25 protein-coding genes and 1 pseudogene are annotated in these 26,557 nt (G+C 35.5%); 19 read left to right on the top strand and 7 right to left on the bottom strand.

The genetic code is table 11. The features are described 5' to 3' along the window. Window positions 1-221: 221 nt before the first annotated feature. Window positions 222-2,945 carry an aconitate hydratase AcnA gene (acnA, locus tag AC3WTI_RS08765; RefSeq protein ID WP_097841638.1) on the top strand — a complete coding sequence of 908 codons (2,724 nt, stop codon included), beginning with the start codon at window positions 222-224 and terminating at the stop codon, window positions 2,943-2,945. Between the two features lie 71 nt (window positions 2,946-3,016). Further along, window positions 3,017-4,720, top strand: coding sequence for an ABC transporter ATP-binding protein (locus tag AC3WTI_RS08760; RefSeq protein ID WP_097841637.1), 1,704 nt, complete (start codon window positions 3,017-3,019; stop codon window positions 4,718-4,720). Window positions 4,721-4,742: 22 nt separating this feature from the next. Here AC3WTI_RS08760 and AC3WTI_RS08755 read toward each other — a convergent pair whose 3' ends face one another. Both AC3WTI_RS08755 and AC3WTI_RS08750 read right to left on the bottom strand, forming a co-directional pair. Continuing rightward, window positions 4,743-5,075: a YmzC family protein gene (locus AC3WTI_RS08755; RefSeq protein ID WP_253621603.1), complete on the bottom strand. Its 333-nt coding sequence runs from the start codon at window positions 5,073-5,075 to the stop codon at window positions 4,743-4,745. A gap of 14 nt (window positions 5,076-5,089) precedes the next feature. Next, complete coding sequence (locus AC3WTI_RS08750; RefSeq protein ID WP_087958753.1) at window positions 5,090-5,299, bottom strand: hypothetical protein; 210 nt, start codon at window positions 5,297-5,299, stop codon at window positions 5,090-5,092. A 483-nt stretch (window positions 5,300-5,782) separates the two neighbouring features. Here AC3WTI_RS08750 and AC3WTI_RS08745 point away from each other — a divergent pair, with 483 nt between their 5' ends. The 4 genes from AC3WTI_RS08745 (at window position 5,783) to sspN (ending at window position 7,884) form a co-directional block, all read left to right on the top strand. After that, window positions 5,783-6,358 (top strand): TlpA family protein disulfide reductase, encoded by a 576-nt coding sequence (locus AC3WTI_RS08745; RefSeq protein WP_087958754.1) that lies wholly within the window; start codon window positions 5,783-5,785, stop codon window positions 6,356-6,358. 115 nt (window positions 6,359-6,473) lie between these two features. Next, entirely contained in the window at window positions 6,474-7,421 is a 948-nt protein-coding gene (locus AC3WTI_RS08740; protein WP_087958755.1) for a 3'-5' exonuclease, read from the top strand. A gap of 141 nt (window positions 7,422-7,562) precedes the next feature. Continuing rightward, window positions 7,563-7,706: an FbpB family small basic protein gene (locus AC3WTI_RS08735; RefSeq protein ID WP_001254697.1), complete on the top strand. Its 144-nt coding sequence runs from the start codon at window positions 7,563-7,565 to the stop codon at window positions 7,704-7,706. Window positions 7,707-7,749: 43 nt separating this feature from the next. Then, on the top strand, window positions 7,750-7,884 hold the full coding sequence (gene sspN / locus AC3WTI_RS08730) for an acid-soluble spore protein SspN (protein WP_000527987.1): 135 nt from the start codon (window positions 7,750-7,752) through the stop codon (window positions 7,882-7,884). Window positions 7,885-7,942: 58 nt separating this feature from the next. Here sspN and AC3WTI_RS08725 read toward each other — a convergent pair whose 3' ends face one another. Next, the gene (locus AC3WTI_RS08725; protein ID WP_087958756.1) at window positions 7,943-9,235 is read right to left on the bottom strand and encodes a glycoside hydrolase family 18 protein; all 1,293 of its coding nucleotides are present in this window, start codon (window positions 9,233-9,235) and stop codon (window positions 7,943-7,945) included. A 109-nt stretch (window positions 9,236-9,344) separates the two neighbouring features. On the opposite strand from AC3WTI_RS08725, the gene AC3WTI_RS08720 reads away from it, so the two are divergent. Next, complete coding sequence (locus AC3WTI_RS08720; protein WP_000495807.1) at window positions 9,345-9,764, top strand: acyl-CoA thioesterase; 420 nt, start codon at window positions 9,345-9,347, stop codon at window positions 9,762-9,764. 27 nt (window positions 9,765-9,791) lie between these two features. On the opposite strand, the gene AC3WTI_RS08715 is transcribed toward AC3WTI_RS08720, so the two are convergent. Together AC3WTI_RS08715 and plsY are read right to left on the bottom strand one after the other, a co-directional pair. Then, window positions 9,792-10,082, bottom strand: coding sequence for a HesB/YadR/YfhF family protein (locus AC3WTI_RS08715; RefSeq protein ID WP_001054449.1), 291 nt, complete (start codon window positions 10,080-10,082; stop codon window positions 9,792-9,794). A 108-nt stretch (window positions 10,083-10,190) separates the two neighbouring features. Next, on the bottom strand, window positions 10,191-10,787 hold the full coding sequence (gene plsY, locus AC3WTI_RS08710; protein WP_000258967.1) for a glycerol-3-phosphate 1-O-acyltransferase PlsY: 597 nt from the start codon (window positions 10,785-10,787) through the stop codon (window positions 10,191-10,193). Between the two features lie 225 nt (window positions 10,788-11,012). Here plsY and AC3WTI_RS08705 point away from each other — a divergent pair, with 225 nt between their 5' ends. The 8 genes from AC3WTI_RS08705 (at window position 11,013) to AC3WTI_RS08670 (ending at window position 21,979) form a co-directional block, all read left to right on the top strand. Beyond that, window positions 11,013-12,869, top strand: a complete 1,857-nt coding sequence (locus AC3WTI_RS08705) for an anaerobic ribonucleoside triphosphate reductase (RefSeq protein WP_087958757.1) — start codon at window positions 11,013-11,015, stop codon at window positions 12,867-12,869. Further along, window positions 12,866-13,318, top strand: coding sequence for an anaerobic ribonucleoside-triphosphate reductase activating protein (gene nrdG, locus AC3WTI_RS08700; RefSeq protein ID WP_087958758.1), 453 nt, complete (start codon window positions 12,866-12,868; stop codon window positions 13,316-13,318). Before AC3WTI_RS08705 ends, nrdG begins: the two co-directional genes overlap by 4 nt. 18 nt (window positions 13,319-13,336) lie before the next feature. Then, window positions 13,337-14,014 (top strand): response regulator transcription factor, encoded by a 678-nt coding sequence (locus AC3WTI_RS08695; RefSeq protein WP_087958759.1) that lies wholly within the window; start codon window positions 13,337-13,339, stop codon window positions 14,012-14,014. A gap of 201 nt (window positions 14,015-14,215) precedes the next feature. After that, a complete protein-coding gene (locus tag AC3WTI_RS08690) occupies window positions 14,216-15,457 on the top strand; it encodes a S1C family serine protease (protein WP_087958760.1) in 1,242 nt (413 codons plus the stop codon). A gap of 79 nt (window positions 15,458-15,536) precedes the next feature. After that, window positions 15,537-15,950, top strand: coding sequence for a CoA-binding protein (locus AC3WTI_RS08685; protein WP_042512305.1), 414 nt, complete (start codon window positions 15,537-15,539; stop codon window positions 15,948-15,950). Window positions 15,951-16,327: 377 nt separating this feature from the next. Next, window positions 16,328-18,292 carry a DNA topoisomerase IV subunit B gene (gene parE / locus AC3WTI_RS08680; protein ID WP_048527581.1) on the top strand — a complete coding sequence of 655 codons (1,965 nt, stop codon included), beginning with the start codon at window positions 16,328-16,330 and terminating at the stop codon, window positions 18,290-18,292. 1 nt (window position 18,293) lies between these two features. Then, on the top strand, window positions 18,294-20,717 hold the full coding sequence (parC, locus tag AC3WTI_RS08675) for a DNA topoisomerase IV subunit A (RefSeq protein ID WP_087958761.1): 2,424 nt from the start codon (window positions 18,294-18,296) through the stop codon (window positions 20,715-20,717). A gap of 230 nt (window positions 20,718-20,947) precedes the next feature. Beyond that, window positions 20,948-21,979, top strand: a complete 1,032-nt coding sequence (locus tag AC3WTI_RS08670; RefSeq protein ID WP_097841636.1) for an oxidoreductase — start codon at window positions 20,948-20,950, stop codon at window positions 21,977-21,979. Between the two features lie 57 nt (window positions 21,980-22,036). Here the strand turns inward: AC3WTI_RS08670 and AC3WTI_RS08665 are convergent, their stop codons facing one another. Then, window positions 22,037-22,480: a VOC family protein gene (locus AC3WTI_RS08665; protein WP_087958763.1), complete on the bottom strand. Its 444-nt coding sequence runs from the start codon at window positions 22,478-22,480 to the stop codon at window positions 22,037-22,039. Window positions 22,481-22,562: 82 nt separating this feature from the next. On the opposite strand from AC3WTI_RS08665, the gene AC3WTI_RS08660 reads away from it, so the two are divergent. Next, entirely contained in the window at window positions 22,563-23,507 is a 945-nt protein-coding gene (locus AC3WTI_RS08660) for a helix-turn-helix transcriptional regulator (RefSeq protein ID WP_087958764.1), read from the top strand. A gap of 92 nt (window positions 23,508-23,599) precedes the next feature. Here the strand turns inward: AC3WTI_RS08660 and AC3WTI_RS08655 are convergent, their stop codons facing one another. Next, window positions 23,600-24,220 (bottom strand): TetR/AcrR family transcriptional regulator, encoded by a 621-nt coding sequence (locus AC3WTI_RS08655; RefSeq protein WP_142305899.1) that lies wholly within the window; start codon window positions 24,218-24,220, stop codon window positions 23,600-23,602. A gap of 137 nt (window positions 24,221-24,357) precedes the next feature. Between AC3WTI_RS08655 and AC3WTI_RS08650 the strand changes: the two genes are divergently transcribed. From AC3WTI_RS08650 to AC3WTI_RS08640, 3 genes and pseudogenes are all read left to right on the top strand, one after another. Continuing rightward, on the top strand, window positions 24,358-25,251 hold the full coding sequence (locus AC3WTI_RS08650; protein WP_097841634.1) for an ABC transporter ATP-binding protein: 894 nt from the start codon (window positions 24,358-24,360) through the stop codon (window positions 25,249-25,251). After that, the gene (locus tag AC3WTI_RS08645) at window positions 25,244-26,050 is read left to right on the top strand and encodes an ABC transporter permease subunit (protein ID WP_097841633.1); all 807 of its coding nucleotides are present in this window, start codon (window positions 25,244-25,246) and stop codon (window positions 26,048-26,050) included. The genes AC3WTI_RS08650 and AC3WTI_RS08645 overlap by 8 nt, the downstream gene beginning before the upstream one ends. A 50-nt stretch (window positions 26,051-26,100) precedes the next feature. Then, a pseudogene (locus tag AC3WTI_RS08640) lies at window positions 26,101-26,471 on the top strand (VOC family protein). Window positions 26,472-26,557: the final 86 nt, after the last annotated feature.

Below are 26,557 nucleotides of genomic sequence, written 5' to 3'. Positions count from 1 at the left end.
TAAAGCGTTAATAGAGCACTTTACTTTACGGTAATAGTATTCATAAGGAGCGTGAACATTATTCAAATTTAGAAACATAAAGAAAACTTATGATAATCTATAAGTTTCTTATTATTTACTTATTTAGAAAGTTGTAATAAGATATTATCGTAAGGTATTGAAAAGTTTGTCTACATTTTATATTCAGACAACTTAGTCACGTTTAACAGGGGGGAAACATAATGGTCAAACATAATCCATTTCAATCACGTGCAACTTTTGAAGTAGATGAAAAAACGTATCATTATTATGATTTGAAAGCGCTTGAAAACGCAGGGGTTGGCAACGTATCTCAATTACCATATTCCGTGAAAGTTTTACTTGAATCAGTACTTCGTCAAGTAGACGGACGTGTAATTACAGAAGAGCATGTTACAAATTTAGCGAAATGGGGAACGAAAGATGTGCAAGATATCGATGTTCCATTTAAACCATCTCGTGTAATTTTACAAGATTTCACTGGTGTACCAGCTGTTGTAGATTTGGCTTCGCTTCGTAAAGCAATGGCAGACATGGGTGGGGATCCTGATAAAATCAATCCAGAAATTACTGTAGACCTTGTAATTGACCACTCTGTACAGGTTGATAGAGCGGGTACGGCAGACGCGCTTGCATTCAACATGGACTTAGAGTTTAAACGTAATGAAGAACGTTATAAATTTTTAAGCTGGGCACAAAAATCATTTGATAACTACCGAGCAGTTCCACCAGCTACAGGTATTGTACACCAAGTAAACCTTGAATATTTAGCACCAGTCGTTCACGCTGTGAAAAATGCTGAAGGTGACTTAGTTGCATACCCAGATTCATTAGTTGGAACAGACTCACATACAACAATGATCAACGGTATCGGCGTTCTTGGATGGGGCGTTGGTGGTATTGAAGCAGAAGCAGGAATGCTTGGACAGCCTTCATACTTCCCAGTACCTGAAGTAATCGGTGTGAAATTAACTGGTACACTTCCAAGTGGAACTACAGCAACAGACGTTGCATTAAAAGTAACACAAGTATTACGTCAAAAAGGTGTAGTTGGTAAATTTGTTGAGTTCTTCGGTAATGGACTAAAGAGCATGCCTTTAGCTGACCGTGCAACAATTTCAAATATGGCACCAGAATATGGCGCAACTTGTGGATTCTTCCCAATTGACGAAATTTCATTAGAATACTTACGTTTAACAGGTAGAGATGAAGAGCAAATCCGCGTTGTTGAAGAATACTGTAAAGCAAACGGCTTATTCTATACAGCAGACAGCAAAGATCCGATTTACACTGATCTTGTTGAAATTGATTTAAATACAATTGAATCTAACCTTTCTGGACCGAAACGCCCACAAGATTTAATTCCACTTTCAGATATGAAAGATGCGTTCCACAAAGCTGTTTTAGCGCCAGTTGGAACACAAGGACTTGGATTTAATGAGCAAGAGTTCGATAAAGAAGTGAAGGTTACATTAGAAGATAAAGAAGTAACGATGAAAACAGGTGCAATTGCAATCGCTGCAATTACAAGCTGTACAAATACATCAAACCCATACGTATTAATCGGGGCAGGTTTAGTTGCGAAAAAAGCAATTGAAAAAGGACTTGTAGTACCTGAGTACGTAAAAACATCATTAGCACCAGGATCTAAAGTTGTTACTGAATACTTAGATAAATCAGGTTTAACAACATATTTAGATCAATTAGGTTTCCAAACAGTTGGTTACGGCTGTACGACTTGTATCGGTAATTCTGGTCCATTAGCGCCAGAATTAGAAGAAGCAATTGCAGCAAACGACTTACTAGTAACATCTGTTTTATCTGGTAACCGTAACTTTGAAGGTCGTATTCACCCACTTGTAAAAGCAAACTACTTAGCATCACCACCACTTGTTGTGGCATATGCACTTGCAGGTACTGTTGATATTGACCTGAAAAATGATGAAATCGGTAAAGATGCAAATGGCAATGCTGTTTACTTCAATGATATTTGGCCATCAGCTAAAGAAATTGAAGATGTAGTTCAAAGCGTTGTTACATCTGAACTGTTCAAGAAAGAATATGCACAAGTATTTAATAGCAATGAGCGTTGGAATGAAATCCAAACTTCAAATGAAGCTCTATATACTTGGGATAATGATTCAACATACATTCAAAATCCACCATTCTTTGAAGGATTATCTAAAGAGCCAGGTGAAGTTGAAACGTTATCAGGTTTACGCATTGTTGGTAAATTTGGTGACTCTGTAACGACAGATCACATTTCACCAGCAGGTTCAATTGGTAAGCATACACCAGCTGGACGCTACTTATTAGAAAACGGCGTACAACCAGTTGACTTTAACTCTTACGGTTCTCGTCGTGGTAACCATGAAGTTATGATGCGTGGTACATTCGCGAACATCCGTATTAAAAACCAAATCGCACCAGGAACAGAAGGCGGATATACAACATATTGGCCAACTGGTGAAGTAACATCTATCTATGATGCTGCTATGAAATATAAAGAAGATGGCACAGGCCTTCTAGTTGTTGCTGGTAAAGATTACGGTATGGGAAGTTCTCGTGACTGGGCTGCGAAAGGTACAAACTTATTAGGTATTAAAGCAGTAATCGCAGAAAGCTTCGAGCGTATTCACCGTAGTAACTTAGTGTTAATGGGTGTGTTACCACTTCAATTTAAAGATGGTGAAAGCGCTGAAACGTTAGGTCTTGTTGGTAACGAGTCATTTGAAATTCAAATTGACAAAACAGTTAGACCACGCGATCTTGTAAAAGTAGTTGCAACTGATGCAGATGGTAACGAAAAACAATTTGAAGTAGTAGCTCGTTTCGATAGTGAAGTTGAAATTGACTACTACCGTCACGGTGGTATCTTACAAATGGTTCTTCGTGAGAAAATTGAAGAATCTAAAGTGTCGAACTAAATAATTGAATTGAACGATAAGGAAGCTAACAATTGTTAGCTTCCTTATTTTATGGAAAGGGATGAAACCATTTGGTTTCATCCCTTTCTTTTTACTATAAAAATGGAGGGAACATCATGAAAGAATATAAAAGAATATTGTTACCGTTACAGAAAGAAAAATTATTAGTAATAGCAGCTGTATGCAGCGGGATTTTTGCTGCTATTTTAAACTTATCTCGTCCACTATTCATGGGGCTAATTGTAGATAATCTTATTCAACGAGAGCTAAAGGGAGCTTATCTTTACATTACTTTGTTTGCAGCTAGTCGATTGTTGATGTGGATTAACAATCTTTCATTTGATTATGTAAGCTCCAAAGCAAGTCAGCGAATATTACTAGAGAAGCGTATAGGTGTATTACGTCATTTTTTCTTATTACCGTTTGAAGAGAGTGAGAAAATTAAACAAGGAGAGTTAGAAACGTTAGTTATGTCTGATATTCCGAATTGGGTCAGGTTATATGGGTCTATATTAATAGAATATATACACGCCATTGCGCAATTTGTAGGTGCGTTCATAGCACTACAACATATAGATATAGAGTTCATATTGTGGGTAACTCCGTTTTTATTTTTAAGTGCAACGGTTCCGGTATTGATGGGGAAAAAGGTAAGAAATATTGCAAGCATTGCTCAAAAGAATCAGTCAAGTGTTGTAGAGATGGTGTCACAGTTTGTAAAAGGAGTGCAAGATTTACGTAGTTTGCAAAAAGAAAAGTGGGCCATTCGCTTATTTAAAGGAGTAACGGCACAATCTTATAAAACAGAAGTAAAGAAGACGATGATGCAACATTGCATTGGAGTAGTTGGAACAGTGATTGAAACAGGAGCATATATCGTTGTTCTCATTATAGGTACGCAAAAAATAATGCAAGGGGAAATGGAAGTTGGTTCACTTGTAGCAGTGTTAGCGACAATTGAAATGCTCTTTTTTCCAGTCCGTTACGTGGGTGATTTATTAATGATGACACAGGTTGCAATCGCTTCGGCAAATAGAGTTTCTTCTTTTTTAGATAAACGAGTGGCAAATAGTAATCTAGAAAGAGCGATGGGGATGACGGTAACAAATGTTTCATTTCAGGAGAAGGGTGAAGAGAAATGCAGAATTGAGAATATTGATTTGCAAATTCACCCTGGTGAACTCGTTATAGTTGTGGGAGAAAGTGGCGCAGGAAAAACGACGCTTTTAAAATTAATGACAGGGTTGTATAAACCATCAAACGGTAGCATTGTTTATCATGGTAATAAGGCTCGTATGACGACAGTGTGGCAAGAACCTCGCTTTTTCCGAACGACTGTAAAAGAGAATACGTATTTCGGGGAAGTGTATGTAGAAAACCAGTTAGAAAAAAATATGGAACTTGTTAATGTGAAGCCAATTATTAGAGATTTACCTGAGGGGATTCAAACTGTACTACATAAAAGCGGTGAAGAGTTTTCGGGAGGGGAAAGAAAACGTCTTGCATTATTGCGAGCAATAGGTTCAAATCCGAATCTTATTATGTTAGATGAACCGACTGCGGGATTAGATCCGAGCAATCAAGAAACTGTCTGGAATATGATAGAAGGATTAGGAAGGGATGTAACGAGAATTGTGGCAACGCATGATGTCGAGAGGGCGATGATAGCGGATTGGATTGTTGTCATGAATAATGGAATTATTGTGGAATGTGGGGATCCTAGAGAATTATTAACATATAAGTCATTTTTCAAAAAGATGTTAATAAAAAGATAAGAGCGACATAGTGCTCTTATCTTTATTCATTCGTATTAAGTTGATGCGTATAAGACTCAGTATCGTTAGCGTCAAACTCTTTCACCAGAGTAAGTTGGTTTGTATCGGGATTATATTTAAAAATTTTGACCGTATGATTGCTACTTAGAGATGGGTTATATTCTTGAATGGCGAATGTGTTTTCAGCAATCTGTGTCATATTATCGGTCGAAATATTTTCTGTAGAATCATGATTTGTAGAAATTTCAACGACCTTTTTACCATTGAAAAATAAAAGAACAATTACTAAAACAACTAAACATATCCGTATATAACGAAGTTCTTTACTTATAGGATGTTCTCCCAAAATAATCATCCTTTCTATAACTACTATATAGTAGTTGTAGTCGTCGTGAAGAAACTAAGAACACCAAGGCCGGCTAATAGTATAAATGAGATTAAAGCGATATAGAGGCAAATACGTCCCACTTGCCTTTTTTCAGGATCTTTACTGAAGAGCGAGATGATCCAAGTGATAATGCCGATTGGGGAAAATATAAAACTAAGAATATATAATAGTATTTTTTCAAATAAATTCATAAAAACATCCTCCTTTTTGACATTTCTATATGTGCCGTTTTCTTCTTATTAATGCTGCCATTATGTAGGAAAGTACAGAATAAACAGCACTAAAAATGATCCAAGCATCAAAGCTTTGTAAAGCTAGGTGTATGTCAAATTCAGAGACGATAATGAAAAATATAAAAGGGACAGTAAAAGAAATAATAATAGCAGCCCATTTAAATTTGTATAGCAAACTGCTCAAACAAATACATAGTAATGGTAAAGTGAAAAAAACGTAAGTGAACGGGTTGATTAGCAATTGTAAAATACATATCACCTCGCAGGTTTCGTATATATTACTAATTATATGATGAAAAGGAAAATATTTCATCTTAGTTACGAATATTTAGATTATTTCGACTGTGAATATTTCCAAGCTTGTCCGTATAAGCTAAAATAAGGTATAGAGTGTTTGAATGATTAAGTTATAAGAAGATAAACACGTTAGGGTGATATAAAATGTGGAGGAAGCTTACGATTATTGTAGTGTTACTTTGTTTAGCGGGATATGCGGCTTATGAACAGTTTGGTGAAAAAAATCAGGCAGTACAAGGAAAACAAGAAAAAAGTGAAGCTGCTATGAAAGAGATGATTGCAAGTAATGGTATTGAAATAGGGAAGAGTGCGCCGGACTTCGAATTAACAAAGTTAGATGGAACGAATGTAAAGTTATCAGATTTAAAAGGAAAGAAAGTAATTTTAAACTTTTGGGCAACGTGGTGTGGACCTTGTCAGCAAGAAATGCCAGATATGGAGGCTTTTTATAAAGAACATAAAGAAAACGTAGAGATTTTAGCAATAAATTATACGCCTTCAGAAAAAGGTGGAGGAGTAGAAAAGGTAAGCAATTTTGCTAAGGAAAAAGGAATTACTTTTCCAATTTTATTGGACAAGAACATTGATGTGACAACAGCGTATAAAGTAATTACGATCCCAACCTCGTATTTTATAGATACGAAAGGTGTCATTCAAGATAAGTTTATTGGACCGATGACGCAAAAAGAAATGGAGAAACGGATTGCTAAATTAAAATAATGGTGAAAAGGTAGAGGTGGAAAGTTACCATTTCTGCCTTTTCTTTTTCACGTAGTGATAGCAGCATGTTATGATAAAAGAAATATAAACGTTTAGAGGTAAAGGAGTGTTTGGAGTGGGGAATATATCCTTACCGTTAGATTATGTTGTAATTGATTTTGAAACAACAGGATTTAACCCTTATAATGATAAAATAATTCAAGTCGCAGCAGTGAAATATCGCAATCATGAACTAGTAGATCAATTTGTTTCCTATGTGAATCCAGAGCGTTCAATTCCGGACCGAATAACAAGTTTAACAGGTATTACAAATTATCGTGTCTCGGATGCACCGACGATTGAAGAAGTGTTGCCTTTATTTTTAGCGTTTTTACATACAAATGTAATTGTCGCTCATAATGCATCTTTTGATATGCGCTTTTTGAAAAGTAATGTGAATATGCTTGGATTACCGGAACCTCAAAATAAAGTGATTGATACTGTGTTTCTAGCAAAGAAATATATGAAGCACGCGCCTAATCATAAACTTGAAACGTTAAAGCGAATGCTTGGCATTCGTTTAAGTTCTCATAATGCATTTGATGATTGTATTACTTGTGCAGCTGTTTATCAAAAATGTGCTTCTATTGAAGAAGAGGCGAAAAGGAAATCAAATACAGAAGTGCTTGATGAAACAGCAGTATATGAAGCAGTAAAAGGGATATTTGTACGAAATAAACGTGATATCGAATGGGTTCGTTGTATCAATGTAGGAAGCTATTTAGATATAAAAGCTTTTTATCCAGTTATGAGGGTGAAAGTAAAAGGACGAAAGAAATACATATTAACAGAGATATTAGAAGATGATGTGAAAGAAATATGTACGAGTTTAAAATGTGAACCGGCGTTAAAAAGTGAAGTTGGTAATACGAGAATTATGCTTAATAGCTTAGAGGACGTCTTGAAATTAGAAAGTTATATTTTAGAACAGTATGATTTCGTACTACAAGCGCTAAGTGAATATAAGCGAAGTGAAATGAATGCGGATGAAAAGCTAAAAGAATATTTAAATATGATGGTATAGAAAATCCCGTGTACGTTTTATTGTACACGGAGTTTTTTTAGGAGTACTAAAACATAAAATTTTCTTACAAATCTGATTAAAGAGTTTTTCCTTTGCTCATACTATGTATAGTAAGAATGCGAAGGAGAGAGGGTGAACAGCGTGAGAAGAAGTCGCCGTAAATCATTTGACGAACTTGTGAAAGAAAATAAACAACAATTATTAAGCGATCGCGATGCAATCGATCGTATTGAAGAGCGTATTGAAAAACGTTATGAAATGAAACTTTTTAAGCAAGCTGAATAATTCTTAACACTAGTACGATACTAGTGTTAAGGAGGCGATAGTAATGGGTAATCCGAAAAAGAATTCAAAAGACTTTGCACCGAATCATATTGGAACACAATCAAAAAAAGCTGGTGGCAATAAAGGAAAGCAAATGCAAGACCAAACAGGCAAACAACCGATTGTTGATAACGGTTAAAAAAGGGAGAATGTTATCATTCTTCTTTTTGTGATGAGTAAAAAAGGGCTGACTTATGTCAGCCCTTTTTCGTAATCGTAAAGTTTTCGACGAGTAAACGCCAATTTTGCGGGAATGGTAAACCGATCTTCCAGTAGCTAATGCCACCAATGCCTTGTTCTTTCATTAAATTGAATTTACTTTGAATAGATCTCGAATCTTCAAACCAAACTTCGTGTTGTACGCCGTTTTCGTCAAAGTAATTGAAATGAGGAGCTTGAGCTGTGAAATCATAGCGGATAGGAACATTGTATTTACGAGCTAATGCAACAGCTGCGACAGAGCTAACTGCTTTTGCCGGCGGATTCCCTTGTTTGAACGGAAGTTTCCAATCGAATCCGTATAAATTTTGTCCCATCATAATCTTTTGGGGAGGCATTTGAGATTTTGCGTATTGAAGTACTTCTTTTACAGGACCGATAGGAGAAATCGCCATCGGTGGTCCGCCTTGCCAACCCCAGTCGTATGTCATAATAACGACGAAATCAACAATTTGTCCTTGTGCTTTATAATCGTGAGCTTCGAAAAATTTTCCTTTTTGGTTTGAACTTGTTTTCGGTACTAGCGTTGTACTCAATGTGTATCCGTTAGGTAAACGGGTTTTCACATTACGTAAAAAGCGATTATACGCCTCTCGGTCTTCAGGAGCTACACTCTCGAAATCAAAATGAATGTCTCGCATGCCATATTTTTCAGCTGTTTGCAAAATGTTTGTAATAAATTTGTTTTGAATTGTTGGATCCCGTAAAATAACTGAGGTCAGATCGGCACTGAAATTTCCATTTTCGATGTTCGTAATAACGAGCATAGGAATGGTGTTGCCTTGCGTTGCAATATTAGCGATTTTAGCTGTTTCCGTTGGTTCTTTTAACGTACCATCTCTTTTTGCCTCGAAACTGAAGTAAGCTAAATATGTTAAAAATGGATTAATGGCACGTGTAGCATTAACTAAACTTTCTTTAATAGGTATAGTTGAAGGTTGTAAATAAGCGATGGATTCTACTGCTCGTTTCGTCCCTTTCGGTATATATAATTGCTGCCCAACGTGGAGAATGGATTTTAAAGATAAGTTATTCACTTTAGCTAAGCTAGCAAGAGGGACGTTATAAGTTTGAGAAATTCGATAGAGGCTATCACCAGGCTGTACATAATAATTATTCCCTTTCGTATTCACGATCAGTGCCTGACCAACAACGAGTGTTTCAGCTGGATTTAGTCCATTGTCCTTTACTATTTCGTCAGGTGTGGATCCGTATTTTGATGCCAAGCTATATACGCTATCCCCGCTACGAACCGTTACAATTTGAATCATATGCTTGCTCCTTTCGGTAAAAGATTCACTGTTTTTATTTTATTTTTGATTCCGCTGTATTATGATTAAATGTATGCAAGGTAGCAGAAGTGAAAGAAGGCGAGTATGTATGTTTGTAGCAGAACATGAAGTTGAAATCCGTTATGCGGAAACAGATCAAATGGGTGTTGTTTACCATTCAAACTATTTAGTGTGGCTTGAATTAGGCCGTACAAAACTTATACAAGATTTAGGTTTTTCATATGTTGAAATGGAGAAAGAGGGCATTATTTCTCCTGTGTTAGATTTGCAAATTTCATATCGTAAAGCGATGCGTTACGGTGAAAAGGCAATTGTGAAAACGTGGGTGGACACTGTGAGCCCGCTTCGTGTTGTATATGGATATGAAATTTATAATGGTGATGGAGACCTTTGTATTACTGCGAGTACGACGAATATTTGTGCGAAAAAAGAAGGATTCAGGCCCGTATCATTTAAAAAGTTCTATCCTGAGTGGTATGCGAAATATGAGGAAATTAAGAAAAAATAAAAAAGCGTGGCAGATGCCACGTTTTTTTTATTTTTCATAATTAAATTGCGGGAAATCATCACCGTCGTTAAATGTAACAGATAAATTATGTCCATCGAAGAACCACTCATCATCGCCTTCAATAAAGAAGTTAATACCTTCTTCTTGAGTTTGAACAGCAGGATGTGCAGGATCATCTTTACGAATACCTAAAGAAAGTCCCTTTTGCACCGTACTGCAACCGCCGTATTGTACGAAAAGGCGTAGTGTTTCACCCGATTGTAAGTTTAATTCGTTTTTATACCATTGTGCTGCTTCTTTTGTTACGGAAAGATTCATGTATAGTTCCTCCAAATTATGTTGCTTTTTCTTTAGTATAAAAAATAACGCAAAAAGACGCTATTAATATGCTTCACGTTTTCTTTTTGCGTTATGTGGGTTACGATCTTATTTTTGCTTTTTTGAAAAGTTTGCTTTCGGTTCAGTTTTATTTATAATTCGTCCGATATTTGCACGGTGTTTATAAATAACCATACCTGCTAATAAACACATCGCAATAATGAAGATTTTATCCCCGCTAACAATTGATGCAATAACAGCAACGACGGCTGTTACCATAGAAGAAAGTGATACGTATCTTGTTGTAAATAAAAGGCTGAAAAAGACAACAGCTAATATTGCAAAAACAACTGGTGAGTAGCATAATAGCACGCCAGCAGAAGTTGCAACTGCTTTACCACCACGGAATTTCGCGAAAATCGGATACACATGTCCAAGAACAGCTGCTAATCCGAACCATAGTGGGTGAACATCTAATCCGAAAATAATCGGTAGACTTGTTGCTAATGTACCTTTTAAAATGTCAGCAATTGTAACGATAAAACCTGCTTTTTTCCCTAGTGTGCGGAATGTATTTGTTCCGCCTAGATTACCGCTTCCGTGCTCACGAATGTCAATTCCATAACCAATCTTTCCAACGACTAGTGCAAATGGAATCGAGCCAAGTAAGTAGGCAACGATAAATAAAAGATATGTAGTAACCATAAGTTCAGTCTCCTTTATTCAAATGTGTTGATAAAGGGTAAAAAGAGTTTTTCCCGTATATTGTACCATACATTTGTAAAGAGCACATTTCTTTTTTGTAAATGAAAAATTCATTATTTCGTGGAAAAAATTTCACAGGAATGTTACATTTCTCACAGAAACAATCAGACTATATGTAGTAACATTTTAATCAAAAGACAACAACATATTGGTGGAGGGTTATAAATGTTACAAAAAAATACACGTGGAGAAGAATTAATGAGAGTATTTGAGACGATTGTCCACGGCAATGAACAAGATTTAATGCAAGAAAATGCAAATGTAGATGGCCGCTCTCCGATGGGAGTAATGGGAACGTTCGCATCTGAGAGTGCGAAATATTACGCTGTTGAAAATTTATTGTCAGATCAAGTGAAAAAAGCGATAAATCAAAATATATTATATCCACATGACTTAGACTTTTATGCGACGGGAACGACGACTTGTTCGCAAATTCCGTTAGCGCAAATGCTTGCGAACGGTTTTCATACCGGACATGGGCATATGAGACAACCACAAGACATTAAAAGTGCATTGGCCCTTTCATCTATTATTTTTCAAGCGAATCAAAATATGCAGCACGGTGGTCAATCCTTTGCACTCTTTGATATTGATTTAGCTCCGTATGTGAGAAAAACAGTAGCGAGACATAAGAAACGATTGCAGTCATATCCGCTTACGAAAGAACAAATAGAAGAATTTGCATGGAAAGAAACAGAAAATGATACGTATCAGGCGTGTGAAGCTTTCATTCATAATTCAAATAGTATGCACAGTAGGGGCGGGGGACAAGTACCGTTTATTTCTATTAATTATGGAACAGACACATCAAAAGAGGGACGGTTACTAGTTAGACAGCTTTTAAAAGCGACACAAGCTGGTCTTGGTAAAGGGGAAACACCAATTTTTCCGATTCAAATTTTTAAAATGAAAAAAGGTGTGAACTTTGAAGAATGCGATCCGAACTATGATTTATTTGAATTAGCGTTAGAGACAACGGCTGAACGATTATTCCCTAACTTTTCATTTTTAGATGCGCCATTTAATGCAGTGCATTATGACGGACGACCGGAAAGTGAAGTGTGTTACATGGGATGTCGTACCCGTGTTATGTCTAACATACACGGAGAAGAAACAGCGATTGGAAGAGGGAATTTATCATTTACGTCTATTAACTTAGTGAAACTAGCGCTCATTAGTGGTTCAAAGGAAGCTTTTTTTGAAGCGTTAAATTATTACTTAGACTTAGGGATTAAGCAATTATTAGAGAGATTTGAGTATCAATGTACGAAGCGAGCAAGAGATTTTCGATTTTTATACTCACAAGGTGTATGGCGCGGTGGCGAAAAGTTACAGCCTGAAGATTCTGTAGCATCCATTTTAAAGCAAGGGACGTTAAGTCTTGGTTTTATAGGTCTTGCGGAGTGTTTAGTAGCTTTAACAGGAAAGCATCATGGGGAAGATGAAGAATCATGGAAACTCGGGTACGAAATCATTTCCTTTATGAGAGATAGAATGGATAAAGCGACAGAAGAACATGAACTGAATTTCTCAGTCATTGCAACTCCTGCAGAAGGGTTATCAGGGAAGTTTGTGAAAAAAGATAGGGAAGAATTTGGCGTGATTAGCGGTATAACGAACCATAATTATTATACAAATTCATTCCATATCCCAGTTTATTATAACATGCAAGCGATAAACAAAATTCGTTTAGAAGGACCTTTCCATGCCTTATGTAACGGGGGACATATTACGTATATTGAATTAGACGGAGCAGCTATGCATAACAAGCAGGCGTTAAAACAAATTGTACAAGCGATGGCAGATCATGGCGTTGGGTACGGTTCAATTAATCATCCTGTAGATCGTTGTAAGTGCTGTAGTTATCACGGAGTCATTGGAAATGAATGTCCAAGTTGCGGAAATGAAGAAGAGGCTAATATAGAAAGAATCCGCCGTATAACAGGATATCTTGTAGGCGATATGTCGAAGTGGAATAGTGCAAAACGTAGTGAAGAGATGGATCGGGTGAAGCATAAATGAAAGTGATGAACATCATTCATGATAGTGTTGTAGACGGGGAAGGGTTGCGGACAGTCGTGTTTTTTGCGGGCTGTCCGCATCGTTGTTTCGGTTGTCATAATCCGAAATCGTGGAATATTGGTAATGGAACTGAAATGGCAGTAGAAGAAATTGTGAAAGAGATTGCAAGTAATCCATTAACTGATGTAACATTTTCAGGTGGAGATCCATTTTTCCAAGCTGCTGAAGTGAAAAAAGTAGCAAAAGCAGTGAAAGATATGAAAAAAAATTTATGGATGTATACAGGTTATACGTTAGAAGAGATACAGAGTTCTCAAAATAATGATATGATAGAGTTGTTACATTATGGGGATGTTTTAGTCGATGGAAGATTTGAAATCGAGAAAAAAGATTTAACACTTCCATTTCGCGGAAGCTCCAATCAACGTATTATTCGATTGAAAGAGTAAAAAGGCGGGATAGATGATATGAATAAAACAGTATTACTTGTTGAAGATGAAAGAAGATTACGTGAAATCGTTAGTGATTATTTTCGTAATGAAGGCTTTGAAGTAATCGAAGCAGAAGACGGAAAAAAAGCGTTAGAGTTATTTGCAGAGCATGAAATTGATTTAATTATGTTAGATATTATGTTACCTGAAATAGATGGATGGTCTGTTTGTAGACGAATTAGAAAAGAATCAGCAGTACCTATCATTATGTTAACAGCACGTTCAGATGAGGATGATACATTACTAGGGTTCGAATTAGGTGCAGATGAGTACGTAACGAAACCCTTCAGCCCGAAAGTGTTAGTAGCTCGCGCGAAGACGTTATTGAAACGTGCGGATGGCGTGGTAGGAGTAGCAGAAGAAAATGCTATGACTTTAGCTGGAATAGAAGTGAATCGTCTATCTAGAACTGTTTTAGTAGATGGAGAAGAGATTATATTGACACATAAAGAGTTTGAGCTTCTTGTTTATTTAATGGAGAACAAAGGAATTGTGTTGTCACGTCAACATTTATTAGATCAGTTATGGGGATATGACTATTATGGTGATGACCGAACGGTTGATACTCATATTAAAAAACTACGAAATAAGCTAGGAGATAAAGCGAAGCATATCGGTACTGTTATTCGAGTTGGTTATAAGTTTGAAGAATAATTGTAACAGATTGTGTAATTTAGCCTAGGAAAATGTCGGTTTTATATCCTCTTTGGCAGGTAGAATGTACAAAAAATACATTTTTTGTCTACAATGTTAGATAAGAGTATTTTTTTAATTGGATTTCACGATGAGTTCACAAGAAGGACACAAAACGTGACTATACTGAAAATACGAATTCACCAGAGAGGGGAAATAAACATGGGATATTACGACGGACCGAATTTAAATGAAGAGCATAGTGAAACGAGAGAAGTGAGAAAATCAGGTAGTAAAAAAGGTTATTTTTTCACAGGTTTAGTCGGAGCTGTAGTTGGGGCTGTCACAATTAGTTTTGCGGCACCATATATGCCATGGGCTCAAAATAATGGAGCTGCTGTGTCATCATTTAGTTCGGATTCAAAAGTTGAAGGTACTGTAGTGCCTGTTGTTAATAAAGCAAAAAATGAAACGGATTTACCTGGTATGATTGAAGGCGCGAAAGATGTTGTTGTAGGTGTGATTAATATGCAACAAAGTATTGATCCATTTGCAATGCAACCGACAGGCCAAGAACAACAAGCTGGTTCAGGATCAGGTGTTATTTATAAAAAAGCAGGAAATAAAGCATATATTGTAACAAACAACCACGTAGTAGATGGAGCAAATAAACTTGCTGTAAAACTAAGTGATGGCAAAAAAGTGGATGCAAAGCTTGTAGGGAAAGACCCTTGGTTAGATTTAGCTGTTGTAGAAATTGACGGGTCTAACGTAAATAAAGTTGCTACTTTAGGTGATTCAAGTAAACTCCGTGCGGGTGAAAAAGCAATTGCAATCGGTAACCCACTAGGATTTGATGGAAGTGTAACAGAAGGTATTATTAGTAGTAAAGAACGTGAAATTCCAGTAGATATCGATGGTGATAAACGCGCGGATTGGAATGCTCAAGTTATTCAAACAGATGCAGCAATTAACCCAGGTAATAGTGGTGGTGCGTTATTTAACCAAAACGGTGAAATAATTGGGATTAATTCAAGTAAAATTGCACAACAAGAAGTTGAAGGAATTGGATTTGCTATTCCAATTAATATTGCAAAGCCAGTTATTGAATCACTTGAAAAAGACGGAGTAGTGAAACGTCCAGCTCTTGGAGTAGGTGTCGTTTCATTAGAAGATGTGCAAGCTTATGCAGTGAATCAATTAAAAGTACCAAAAGAGGTAACAAATGGTGTTGTATTAGGTAAAATTTATCCAATATCACCTGCAGAAAAAGCTGGTTTAGAGCAATATGATATTGTAGTAGCATTAGATAATCAAAAAGTAGAAAACTCACTTCAATTCCGTAAATATTTATATGAAAAGAAAAAAGTAGGCGAGAAAGTAGAAGTTACATTCTATCGTAACGGTCAAAAAATGACGAAAACAGCTACTTTAGCAGATAACTCAGCTACAAAGAATCAATAATCGGAATAAAAGAAAGTCTCTTTCATGTTGAAAGAGACTTTCTTTATCGGCTATACTAAAGGAATAGGAGGGATTGATTATGATGATTGAAAACCCAACTCGTACGGAAATTGGTGAAGTATTAAAGAAAAGCAAAACGATTGCAGTTGTTGGATTGTCGGATAAACCAGAACGTACATCGTATATGGTTTCAAAAGCAATGCAAGATGCTGGGTATCGCATTATTCCAGTAAACCCAACAGTAGATGAGGTGCTAGGAGAGAAAGCAGTTTCTTCACTAAAAGATATTAAGGAACATGTTGACATTGTAAATGTATTCCGCCGTTCAGAATTTTTAATGGATGTTGCAAAAGAGTTTGTAGAGATTGATGCAGATGTTTTTTGGGCACAATTAGGAGTACAAGATGAAGATACATACAAACTTTTAAAAGAAAAAGACTATACAGTTATTATGGATCGTTGTATAAAAGTAGAACATGCAATGACAAAATAGTATAGATTGTAAAGTTAGAAAGATTGCTTCAGCCCTCGTTATAGATAAGTAGGGCCGATGAACGAGGTGTTCATCATGAGATTTTTTAAAGGCTGTTTTTGGGGATTGTTACTTGTTATCCCATTTTGGATATTGATCATTTGGATCATAATAAAGGTTTGGAATGTGTAATCTTGGCATACATATCCATTTCTCGTTGACAAACGATTATTTTTCTGAAATAGTAGCCTAGAGGAATCCTTGTGAAAAAACAAGGATTTTTCTATTGAAAAATGGTATATAAAAGAGATAAGATAACTTGCCAAAACTATAGTCGAGGCGTTATTCTATAATAGAAACATATGTTCTGATTTTTGATTAGGAAAGGGGCAAGGAGTTTGGCGAAGCATCAGTTCCAATATAATGAAGATGCAATTCAAGTGTTAGAAGGACTTGAAGCCGTTCGAAAACGCCCGGGTATGTATATCGGGAGCACGGACAGCCGTGGATTGCATCATTTAGTATATGAAATAGTAGATAACTCCGTTGACGAAGCGTTAGCGGGATTTGGCGACGAAATTTCTGTCGTAATACATAAAGATAATAGTATTAGCGTTATAGATAAAGGGCGAGGAATGCCTACGGGAATGCATAAACTTGGGAAACCTACACCTGAAGTTATTTTAACTGTACTTCATGCTGGTGGTAAGTTTGGACAAGGTGGTTACAAAACGAGTGGTGGTTTACACGGTGTTGGGGCATCAGTTGTAAACGCCTTATCAGAATGGTTAGTCGTAACGATTAAGCGTGACGGAAATATTTATGAACAACGCTTTGAAAACGGCGGTGTTCCTGTAACAACGCTTGAGAAAATCGGAAAGACGAAAGAATCTGGTACGACAATGCATTTCAAACCAGATACAACGATTTTCAGCACGACAAATTACAATTATGAAACATTATGTGAAAGATTACGTGAATCTGCATTCTTATTAAAAGGGATGAAAATCTCAATAAAAGATGAGAGAAATGATTTAGAAGATGTGTTTCATTATGAAACAGGGATTGAAGCTTTCGTTTCATACTTAAATGAAGAAAAAGATTCAATCCATCCGGTTGTATATTTCACTGGTGAACAAAATGGAATTGAGGCAGAGTTAGCATTCCAATTTAACGATGGCTACTCAGAAAATATTTTATCGTTCGTAAATAACGTACGTACAAAAGATGGTGGAACACATGAAGCTGGATTTAAAACAGCCATGACTCGTGTGTTTAATGAGTATGCTCGCAAAGTTTCGCTATTGAAAGAAAAAGATAAGAACTTAGAAGGTACAGATATTCGTGAAGGTGTAGCGGCTATCGTTTCTGTACGTGTACCAGAAGAAGTACTTCAGTTTGAAGGACAAACAAAGGGGAAACTAGGTACAAGTGAAGCTCGTTCTTCTATAGATGCTATTGTATCAGAGCATTTAGCTTACTTTTTAGAAGAAAATCCGGACGTAGCTACACTTCTTGTGAGAAAAGCAATTAAAGCAGCGCAAGCGCGTGAAGCTGCTCGTAAAGCGAGAGAGGAAGCACGTACTGGTAAAAAGAAAAAGAAATCAGAAGGTACATTAAGTGGTAAGTTAACACCTGCACAATCACGTAACCCACAAAAAAATGAACTATACCTAGTAGAGGGTGACTCTGCCGGTGGTTCTGCGAAACAAGGTCGAGACCGACGTTTCCAAGCGGTATTACCATTACGTGGTAAAGTAATTAATACAGAAAAAGCAAAGCTTGCTGATATATTTAAAAATGAAGAGATTAATACAATCATTTATGCTATCGGTGGCGGCGTAGGAAATGAATTTGATGTGGAAGATATTAATTACGATAAAATTGTAATTATGACCGATGCCGATACAGACGGAGCACATATCCAAGTATTGTTATTAACGTTCTTCTACAGATATATGAAACCACTTATCGAAGCTGGTAAAGTGTTTATCGCACTTCCTCCTTTATACAAAGTAAGTAAAGGAAAAGGTAAGAGTGAAGTAATTGAATACGCTTGGTCAGATGAAGAATTAGATGGTGTAACGAAGAAGGTCGGAAAAGGCTATATGTTACAGCGTTATAAGGGACTTGGTGAAATGAATGCAGATCAATTATGGGAAACAACGATGAATCCTGAAACACGTACATTAATTCGCGTGAAAATTGATGATGCAGCAAGAGCAGAGCGCCGCGTAACAACATTAATGGGCGATAAAGTGGAACCACGCCGTAAATGGATTGAGCGTAATGTACAGTTTGGTATGCAAGAAGAAGGAAATATTTTAGAAAATGAAATGATTATGGAGACGGAGGTGGAATAACATGCAAGCAGAGAAGTTTCATGACCTCCCGCTTGAAGACGTGTTAGGTGACCGCTTTGCACGTTATAGTAAATATATTATTCAAGATCGCGCGCTTCCAGATGCGCGTGATGGCTTAAAACCAGTACAAAGACGTATTTTATATTCTATGTATGTAGAAGGAAACGTACATGATAAAGCGTTCCGTAAGTCAGCTAAAACAGTCGGTAACGTTATTGGTAACTATCATCCGCACGGTGATTCCTCTGTATATGAAGCAATGGTTCGTTTAAGTCAAACTTGGAAAGTGCGTAATGTTTTAGTTGAGATGCACGGTAATAACGGTAGCGTTGATGGTGATCCAGCTGCGGCAATGCGTTATACAGAAGCCCGTTTATCACCAATTGCATCTGAGTTATTACGTGATCTTGATAAAGAAACAGTGGAATTTGTATCAAACTTCGATGATACGAGTGAAGAGCCTGTTGTATTACCAGCAATGTTCCCGAACTTATTAGTGAACGGATCTACAGGGATTTCAGCTGGTTATGCGACGGAAATTCCACCTCATCATCTAGGTGAAGTAATCGATGCAACGATGATGCGTATTGATAAACCAAATAGTACGGTAGACGATTTATTAACAGTTATTAAAGGACCTGATTTCCCGACCGGTGGTATTATTCAAGGGATTGATGGTATTAAAAAGGCGTATGAAACAGGTAAAGGTAAAATTATTATTCGCGGAAAAGCAGAAGTTGAAACGATTCGTGGTGGAAAACAACAAATCGTAATTACTGAAATTCCTTATGAAGTGAATAAAGCAAACCTTGTTAAGAAAATGGATGAACTACGTCTAGATAAAAAATTAGACGGTATTGCTGAAGTACGTGATGAGACTGACCGTACAGGGCTTCGTATTGTCGTAGAATTAAAAAAAGAAGCAAATTCTGAAGGTATTTTAAATTATTTATATAAAAATACAGATTTGCAAATTCCATATAACTTTAATATGGTAGCGATAAATAATCGTCGTCCTACACTTATGACATTACCAAAAATTTTGGATGCATATATTGGACACCAAAAAGAAGTTGTAACAAAGCGTTCTCAGTATGAGTTGAGAAAAGCAGAGAATCGTCAACATATTGTTGAAGGTTTAATGAAAGCATTATCGATTTTAGATCAAGTAATCGAAACGATTAGAGCATCTAAAGATAAGCGTAATGCGAAAGATAACTTAAGTGCAAAATTTGGATTTACAGAAGCACAATCAGAAGCAATCGTTTCGTTGCAATTATATCGTTTAACGAATACAGATATTACGGCATTAGAAAAAGAAGCAGATGAATTGAATAAAAAAATTGCGGAATTACAGGCAATTTTACAGAGTGAAAAAAGATTACTTCAAGTAATTAAAACAGATTTAAAGAGAGTTAAGAAAACATATAGTGATGATCGACGTGCGATTATTGAAGACCAAATCGAAGAAATTAAAATAGATGTGGAAGTAATGATCCCGCAAGAAGATGTCATCGTTACTGTAACGAAAGAAGGATATGTGAAACGTACTGGATGGCGCTCGCATAATGCCTCAAATGGCAAAGACTTCGGTATGAAAGAGGGTGACATCTTACTTGAACGATTCGATACGAATACGACAGAGACAGTCCTCTTATTTACGAATAAAGGAAACTATATATATCTGCCAGTATACGAAATGCCGGATATTCGTTGGAAAGATTTAGGTCAGCACGTTGCTAATATCGTTTCACTCGACCGGGATGAAACAATTATTTGGGCAACTGTCGTACCGAACTTTGAGGAAGAAAAGCGATTTATCGTATTTGTAACAAAGAACGGTATGATTAAGAAGACGGAATTAAATCAATATAAAGTACAGCGCTATTCAAGAGCGTTTGTTGCTGTAAACTTGAAAAAAGATGATGAAGTTGTCGATATATTTGCAACAGATGGAACCAGTGATATCGTTCTTGCAACGCATGGTGCATATGCACTTATTTTCCATGAAGATGAAGTAAGTCCAGTCGGTGTAAGAGCTGCTGGTGTGAAAGCAATTAATTTAAAAGAAGATGACTATGTCGCCTCTGGTAAACCGTTAAATGGTGACAAAGATCAACTTATTCTCGTAACGCAGCGCGGTGCTATAAAACGCCTAAAAGCATCAGAAATTGAGAAATCAACGAGGGCGAAGCGAGGACTTGTTATTTTCAAAGAGTTAAAACGTAATCCATACCGCATTGTAGGTATTGAAATCGTTAGAGATGATGAGCTAGTTTACATGAAGACAGAGAAACACATTGTAGAAGAAATTGATCCGAAAGCGTATCGAAATAAAGACCGGTATAGTAATGGTAGTTTAGTACTAGATGTTAATGATACAGGTGAAGTTATTGAAACGTGGACGAAAAAACGACCTGAGTAAAGAAAAGCATCTTGCTATGGATAATGGCAAGATGCTTTTTTCTAGGCAAATTATTATGTAAATAAAAATAATCTTGTTATAATAACTGAATGAAATCGTTCTCATAAAGTGAAACTTTGATCAATCGAACTTTTACGGGCAGTTGATTCCTCAACTAACTTCTTTACTTTCGCTGAATTTTGAGGTAAAGATCTTACTGTCCGTTAAAGCAAGATAAATGGAGGGGCAACATGACAAAAATAGGTGTAGGGATTGTAGGATTTGGATTTTCTAGTACAACATTTCATATCCCATTATTACAAACGATAGAAGAATACGATGTTCGTGCCGTATTATCTTCAAAAGAAGAGGTAGTAAAAGAAGCATTACCGCATGCTAACGTTGTTAGTACAATTGATGAATTGGTGAAGCGAGCTGATATTGACTTAGTCGTCATTACTTCACCAAATACAACTCATTTTCCATATGTAAAAGCAGCAATATTAAACGGTAAGCATGTTGTTGTAGAAAAACCATTTGTTGTTTCAATTGAAGAAGGGGAAGAGCTTATTTCATTAGCACAGAAACATAATTTGGTGTTAAGTGTATATCATAATCGTCGTTTTGATAATGATTTCTTAACGATACAGAAATTGTTAGAAGGAAATAGAATAGGGAATGTATATGCATATGAAGCGCATTTCGATCGTTTCCGTCCACATGTACGTGATCGTTGGAGAGAAAAGAACTTACCAGGATCAGGAATACTATACGATTTAGGATCGCATTTAATTGATCAAGCACTATCATTATTTGGGAAACCAGATGCGATAAGTGCAGATGTAATTAAACAACGACCAGGTGCAGAAATTGATGATTACTTCCATGTTATACTTCACTACGGTGTGAAACGTATCACTTTACATAGCAGCAGTTACGTAAAGCAGACAGGTCCACATTTTACACTGCATGGAGATAAAGGTTCTATCGTGAAATACGGTATGGATTCACAGGAAGAACAATTAAAAAATGGAATGAAGCCAGGCGATAACGGTTATGGAGTAGATGCTGAAGAGAATTTTGCTACTTTACATACGGAAGAAAGTCTAGAGCGTATTCCGACAGAAGTTGGTTGTTATGATATGTATTATAAAGGTGTGCGAGATAGTATTGCAAATGGTGAGAAACCACCAGTAACAGCACAAGAAGGCTTAGAAGTTATCAGGCTTATTCAATTAGCGATTGAAAGTAGTGAAACGGGCAGAGTTATCACTGTAAAATAAAAAAGACACGAAATTCGTGTCTTTTTTTATTGAGAATATGTAAATAGGACAAGTTATTTAGCCTAATCGTTTGTCATACATTAACTGGATTTGTATGCCGTATGGATCTTCAATAATACAATATGCTTCACTAAAGATATTTTTTTCTAGTGGAGAGATTACCTTCACGCTCTTATCGGAAATTAAATTATTATAAAATCTTTGTATTTCTTCTAAATTAGCGCTTTGAATACAAAGCGACATGTTATTTCCAACGTTAAAACGTTCCTTAGGATTCATTGTATCTTCTGCTATCATTAGCTTTGTATTCCCAATTTGTAAAACAGAATGAGCAATATGATCCTTATTTTCACTTGTAATTTTAAAAGAACAATCTCTTTTCGCCAGTTCTTCATACGTAACAATCATTAACTGCTTAGCTTCTAAATTGCGTGTATAAAAATTAATTGCCTCTTTTGCATGCCCATTCATTGAAAGAAAAATAGCTATTTCTAATGTCATACATATCTAACTCCTTTATTAGTTAATAATTATAATATAGACTAAAAAGGTTTCAATACATGACACCTTTCGGGAGGGAAATATGAAAAAAACGGAACGAATTAATGATATGCTTATTTTCTTAAATAATAAAAGGCATTTTAATTTAAAGGATTTAATGGTTAGATATGATATTTCTAAAAGTACCGCGTTGCGAGATATTCAATCATTGGAAGAAATAGGTGTACCATTATATTCTGAACTAGGTAGAAATGGAAGTTATAAAATTATAGAAAATAGTGTGTTATCGCCAATTTATTTTAGTGTGGATGAAATGTATGCGTTATACTTTTCGATTCTTACATTAAATGGATATAAGACAAAACCATTTAATATAGAGAGTATTGCACTTGAAAATAAATTTAAGCATGTATTACCTGAAAATGTGAGTAAAAATATTTCAATTATGGAACGAACGCTTTCTTTTGAAGTAACAAATCATAGTAATTTTAGTCCGTTCTTAAAAGAAATTTTACAGGGGATTTTTGCTGAGCGGGTTTATCATTTAACATATTTAAAAAAAGATATGGAGAAAGTATTGGTTGTCCAATTTATTCGAATCGAATCTAAATTTGGCCAGTGGTATGCTAAAGTCTTTAACTTTGAGACAAATCATGTTCAAATCATTAGATGTGATAAAGTTCTTTCTATTAAGGAAACAAGCAATACGAATCCAAAAAATCTTGAAGAATTGCTAAGTTATCTTACTAATTTTCACAGAAAGCCTGATGCAACTGATTTTATTGTCATTGTTAATCAAAAAGGAAAAGATATTTTTGATAAAGAGAATTATCCTTCTATGAAGATACAAAAAGAAAATGAGAATTATAGTATAACAGGCTATTTTAATAAGCAAGAAGTTGATTTTATCTCGAACTATTTTCTAAATTTCGGTGAAACGATTATCTCCATTCAGCCTGTTATGCTAAAAGAGTTAATCTATAATAAGGTATTATCTATAAAGCAGCATTTAACTTCTTTAAGGTAAAGTTAGTTTTAATCATTTTTTTACATGAAAAAGCCCTTGAGATTTAAATGTCCAAAGGGCTTTTTTGTGATGTTATTTGTTCTTTAGAAATATTATTTTTCTGGGACGGACAGTCCATAAAAGAACATCGTAACGATATCTTGTATATGTTTTTCGCGATTTCCTTCCAGAAGCTGTGCTCCGAAATCATCACCTAATTTCGTGAACATTTGAATGTATAATAACATCATTTCTTTAGTAAGGTGAGGGTTAATTTCATTTTTTTGCTGTGCTTGTTCTAATATTTCTATATACCAAGGCAGTATTTTTTCGTTTTGATAACTATAAATAAACTCTCGGAGCTCTTCATCTCTTTGCATCATTTGTAGTAACATATCAGGCTGAAATAACCCACCAGTATTCATTTTTCTTACAATCATTTTTTGCATCATATCATGAAAAGGTAATTTTTCCGCTGCAAGTTTTTTATAATATTGAAATTCAGATGTTATAAATTCTTGTATAAGTTCTCTAAATAACGCGTCTTTACTTCCGAAATGATTATAAATGGTAACTTGAGAAACGTTTGCTTTTTTTGCAATATGTTCTATTTTCACTTCATTAAATCCGCGTTCTGAAAATAATAAGAAGGCTGCCTCTTTAATGGCACGTTTTTTCTTTTCTTTCACTTTTTCAAAGCCGTTCAATGCAATCACCTCAATTATAATATACAAGAAAAAATAATGGGAAACAATAATTTTGAAATATAGACATATAAATATTTCAAAAAGTTGTTGCGAATATGAAAGATGAGGAGTACAATAATTTTGAAATATCACATATTAAATATTTCAAAAAATGAGGTGGAATTATGATTTCAGTTCAAAATGTCACAAAACAGTTTTCAAATGGAAAAGGTTTGTTTCATATTACATTTGATGTAAAAGAAGGGGAAGTATTCGGTTACTTAGGACCAAATGGTGCTGGGAAATCCACAACAATTCGTAATTTAATGGGATTTATAAAACCGACAGATGGTAAAGCGACAATTTTTGGATTAGATTGTTGGAATGAAGCAGCGAAAATTCAAAGAGAAGTTGGTTATTTACCAGGAGAAATTTCTTTTATTGAAGGAATGAACGGATTAGAATTTTTAAAATTAATGCAAGGAATGCGCGGTTTAAAGGATACAAAAAGACGAGATGAATTAATAGAACGTCTGCAATTTGATGTGAAAACACCGATTCGAAAAATGTCTAAAGGAATGAAGCAAAAAGTAGGAATTGTTGCTGCTTTTATGCATGATCCGGAAGTGTTAATTTTAGATGAACCGACATCAGGACTCGATCCGCTTATGCAGCAAGTATTTATAGATTTAATAGTAGAGGAAAAGCAAAGAGGGAAAACAATCCTTATGTCATCGCACATTTTTACTGAGATTGAGAGAACTTGTGACAGAGTGGCTATAATTAAAGATGGACGCCTTGTAACAGTTGAAAATATTCATGATTTACAAAGTATGAGACGACAAGTAATAGATGTAACTGTATCATCGCAAGAAGAGATTGAATCTCTTACGCAATGTAATTTGGAATTTGAAGCGGTGAAAGGAAGAGAAGCATCGATTATTGTGCAAGGAAACTATCAAACTGTTTTACAAACACTTTCAAACTATAATGTAAAGGCACTTCAAACGAGAGCAATGGATTTAGAACATTTATTTATGCATTATTACGATAAGAAAGAAGGGGTAAAGCATGAATAAGCAACTGTTTTTAGCTAGTTTGAAAGAAACACAAAAAAGTATTTTGAGTTATGCGACTGGTGCAGCTCTATATTTATGGTTATTAATTTGGATATTCCCTTCCATGGTATCAGCGAAAGGGCTAAATGAATTAATAAGTGCTATGCCTGATAGTGTGAAAAAAATTGTTGGCATGGAAAGTCCGATTCAAAACGTAATAGATTTTTTAGCTGGCGAATATTATAGTCTATTGTTTATTATCATATTAACAATTTTTTGTGTAACAGTTGCAACGCATTTAATTGCTCGTCATGTAGATAAAGGAGCGATGGCATACTTGTTAGCAACACCTGTATCTAGGGTGCAAATTGCAATCACGCAAGCATCTATTCTTATATTGGGACTACTGATTATTGTAGCTGTTACGTATGTTGCGGGTATAGTAGGGGCAGAATGGTTTTTAGAAGATAATAACTTAAATAAAGAATTATTCCTGAAGATAAACGTAGTCGGAGGGCTAATATTTTTAGTTGTTAGTGCTTATTCATTTTTCTTTTCTTGTATATGTAATGACGAAAGAAAGGCACTTAGCTACTCAGCAAGTTTAACTATTTTATTTTTCGTAGCGGATATGGTAGGTAAATTAAGTGATAAGTTAGATTGGATGAGAAATATATCATTATTTACGCTATTTCGTCCGAAAGAAATTGCTGAGGGAACGTATAATATATGGCCGGTGAGTATAGGTTTAACTGCTGGAGCACTTTGTATTTTCATAGTAGCGATTGTAATATTTAAGAAGAGGGATTTACCGTTGTAAAGTTGAAAGTCCACTGCTAGAGTGGGCTTTTTTTGATGAGGAGGAAACGAATGAATCATTTGTTCCGGGTGCAGCTATATGTAAATGATATCGAAAAGTCATTATTGTTTTATGAAGAAGTAATTGGTTTAAAGCTGTATAAAAAAGGTATGCATGTAGCGCGTTTTAATCACGACCAGTTTTCTTTATTACTAGTCAGTGATGCAAGATTGAATAAAAATCATTATTTTTACAATCGAAAAGAAATGAAGGGAATGGCTTTGAACTAATTATTGTGGTCAATCGTATTGAAGAAATATATGAACGTTGTAAAGAGAAGCGGTGCACAATACAAGAAGAAATTTAAACTTACCCATGGGAGATAAGGGAATTTAAAGTTTTGGTTCCAGATGGATATTTCCTTAGAATTACATCTGAGTAAAGGTAAACATGAAGAATATTTACCTTTTTTTATGAAAATATTCAAAAAAATGAACCTTTTTCTAGGCTCATCCGTCTAATACATGT

The organism is Bacillus sp. EB106-02-03-XG38 (assembly GCF_058792175.1).
The sequence above is the reverse complement of the archived record's forward strand: the minus strand, read 5'-3'. Positions and strand labels throughout refer to the sequence as shown.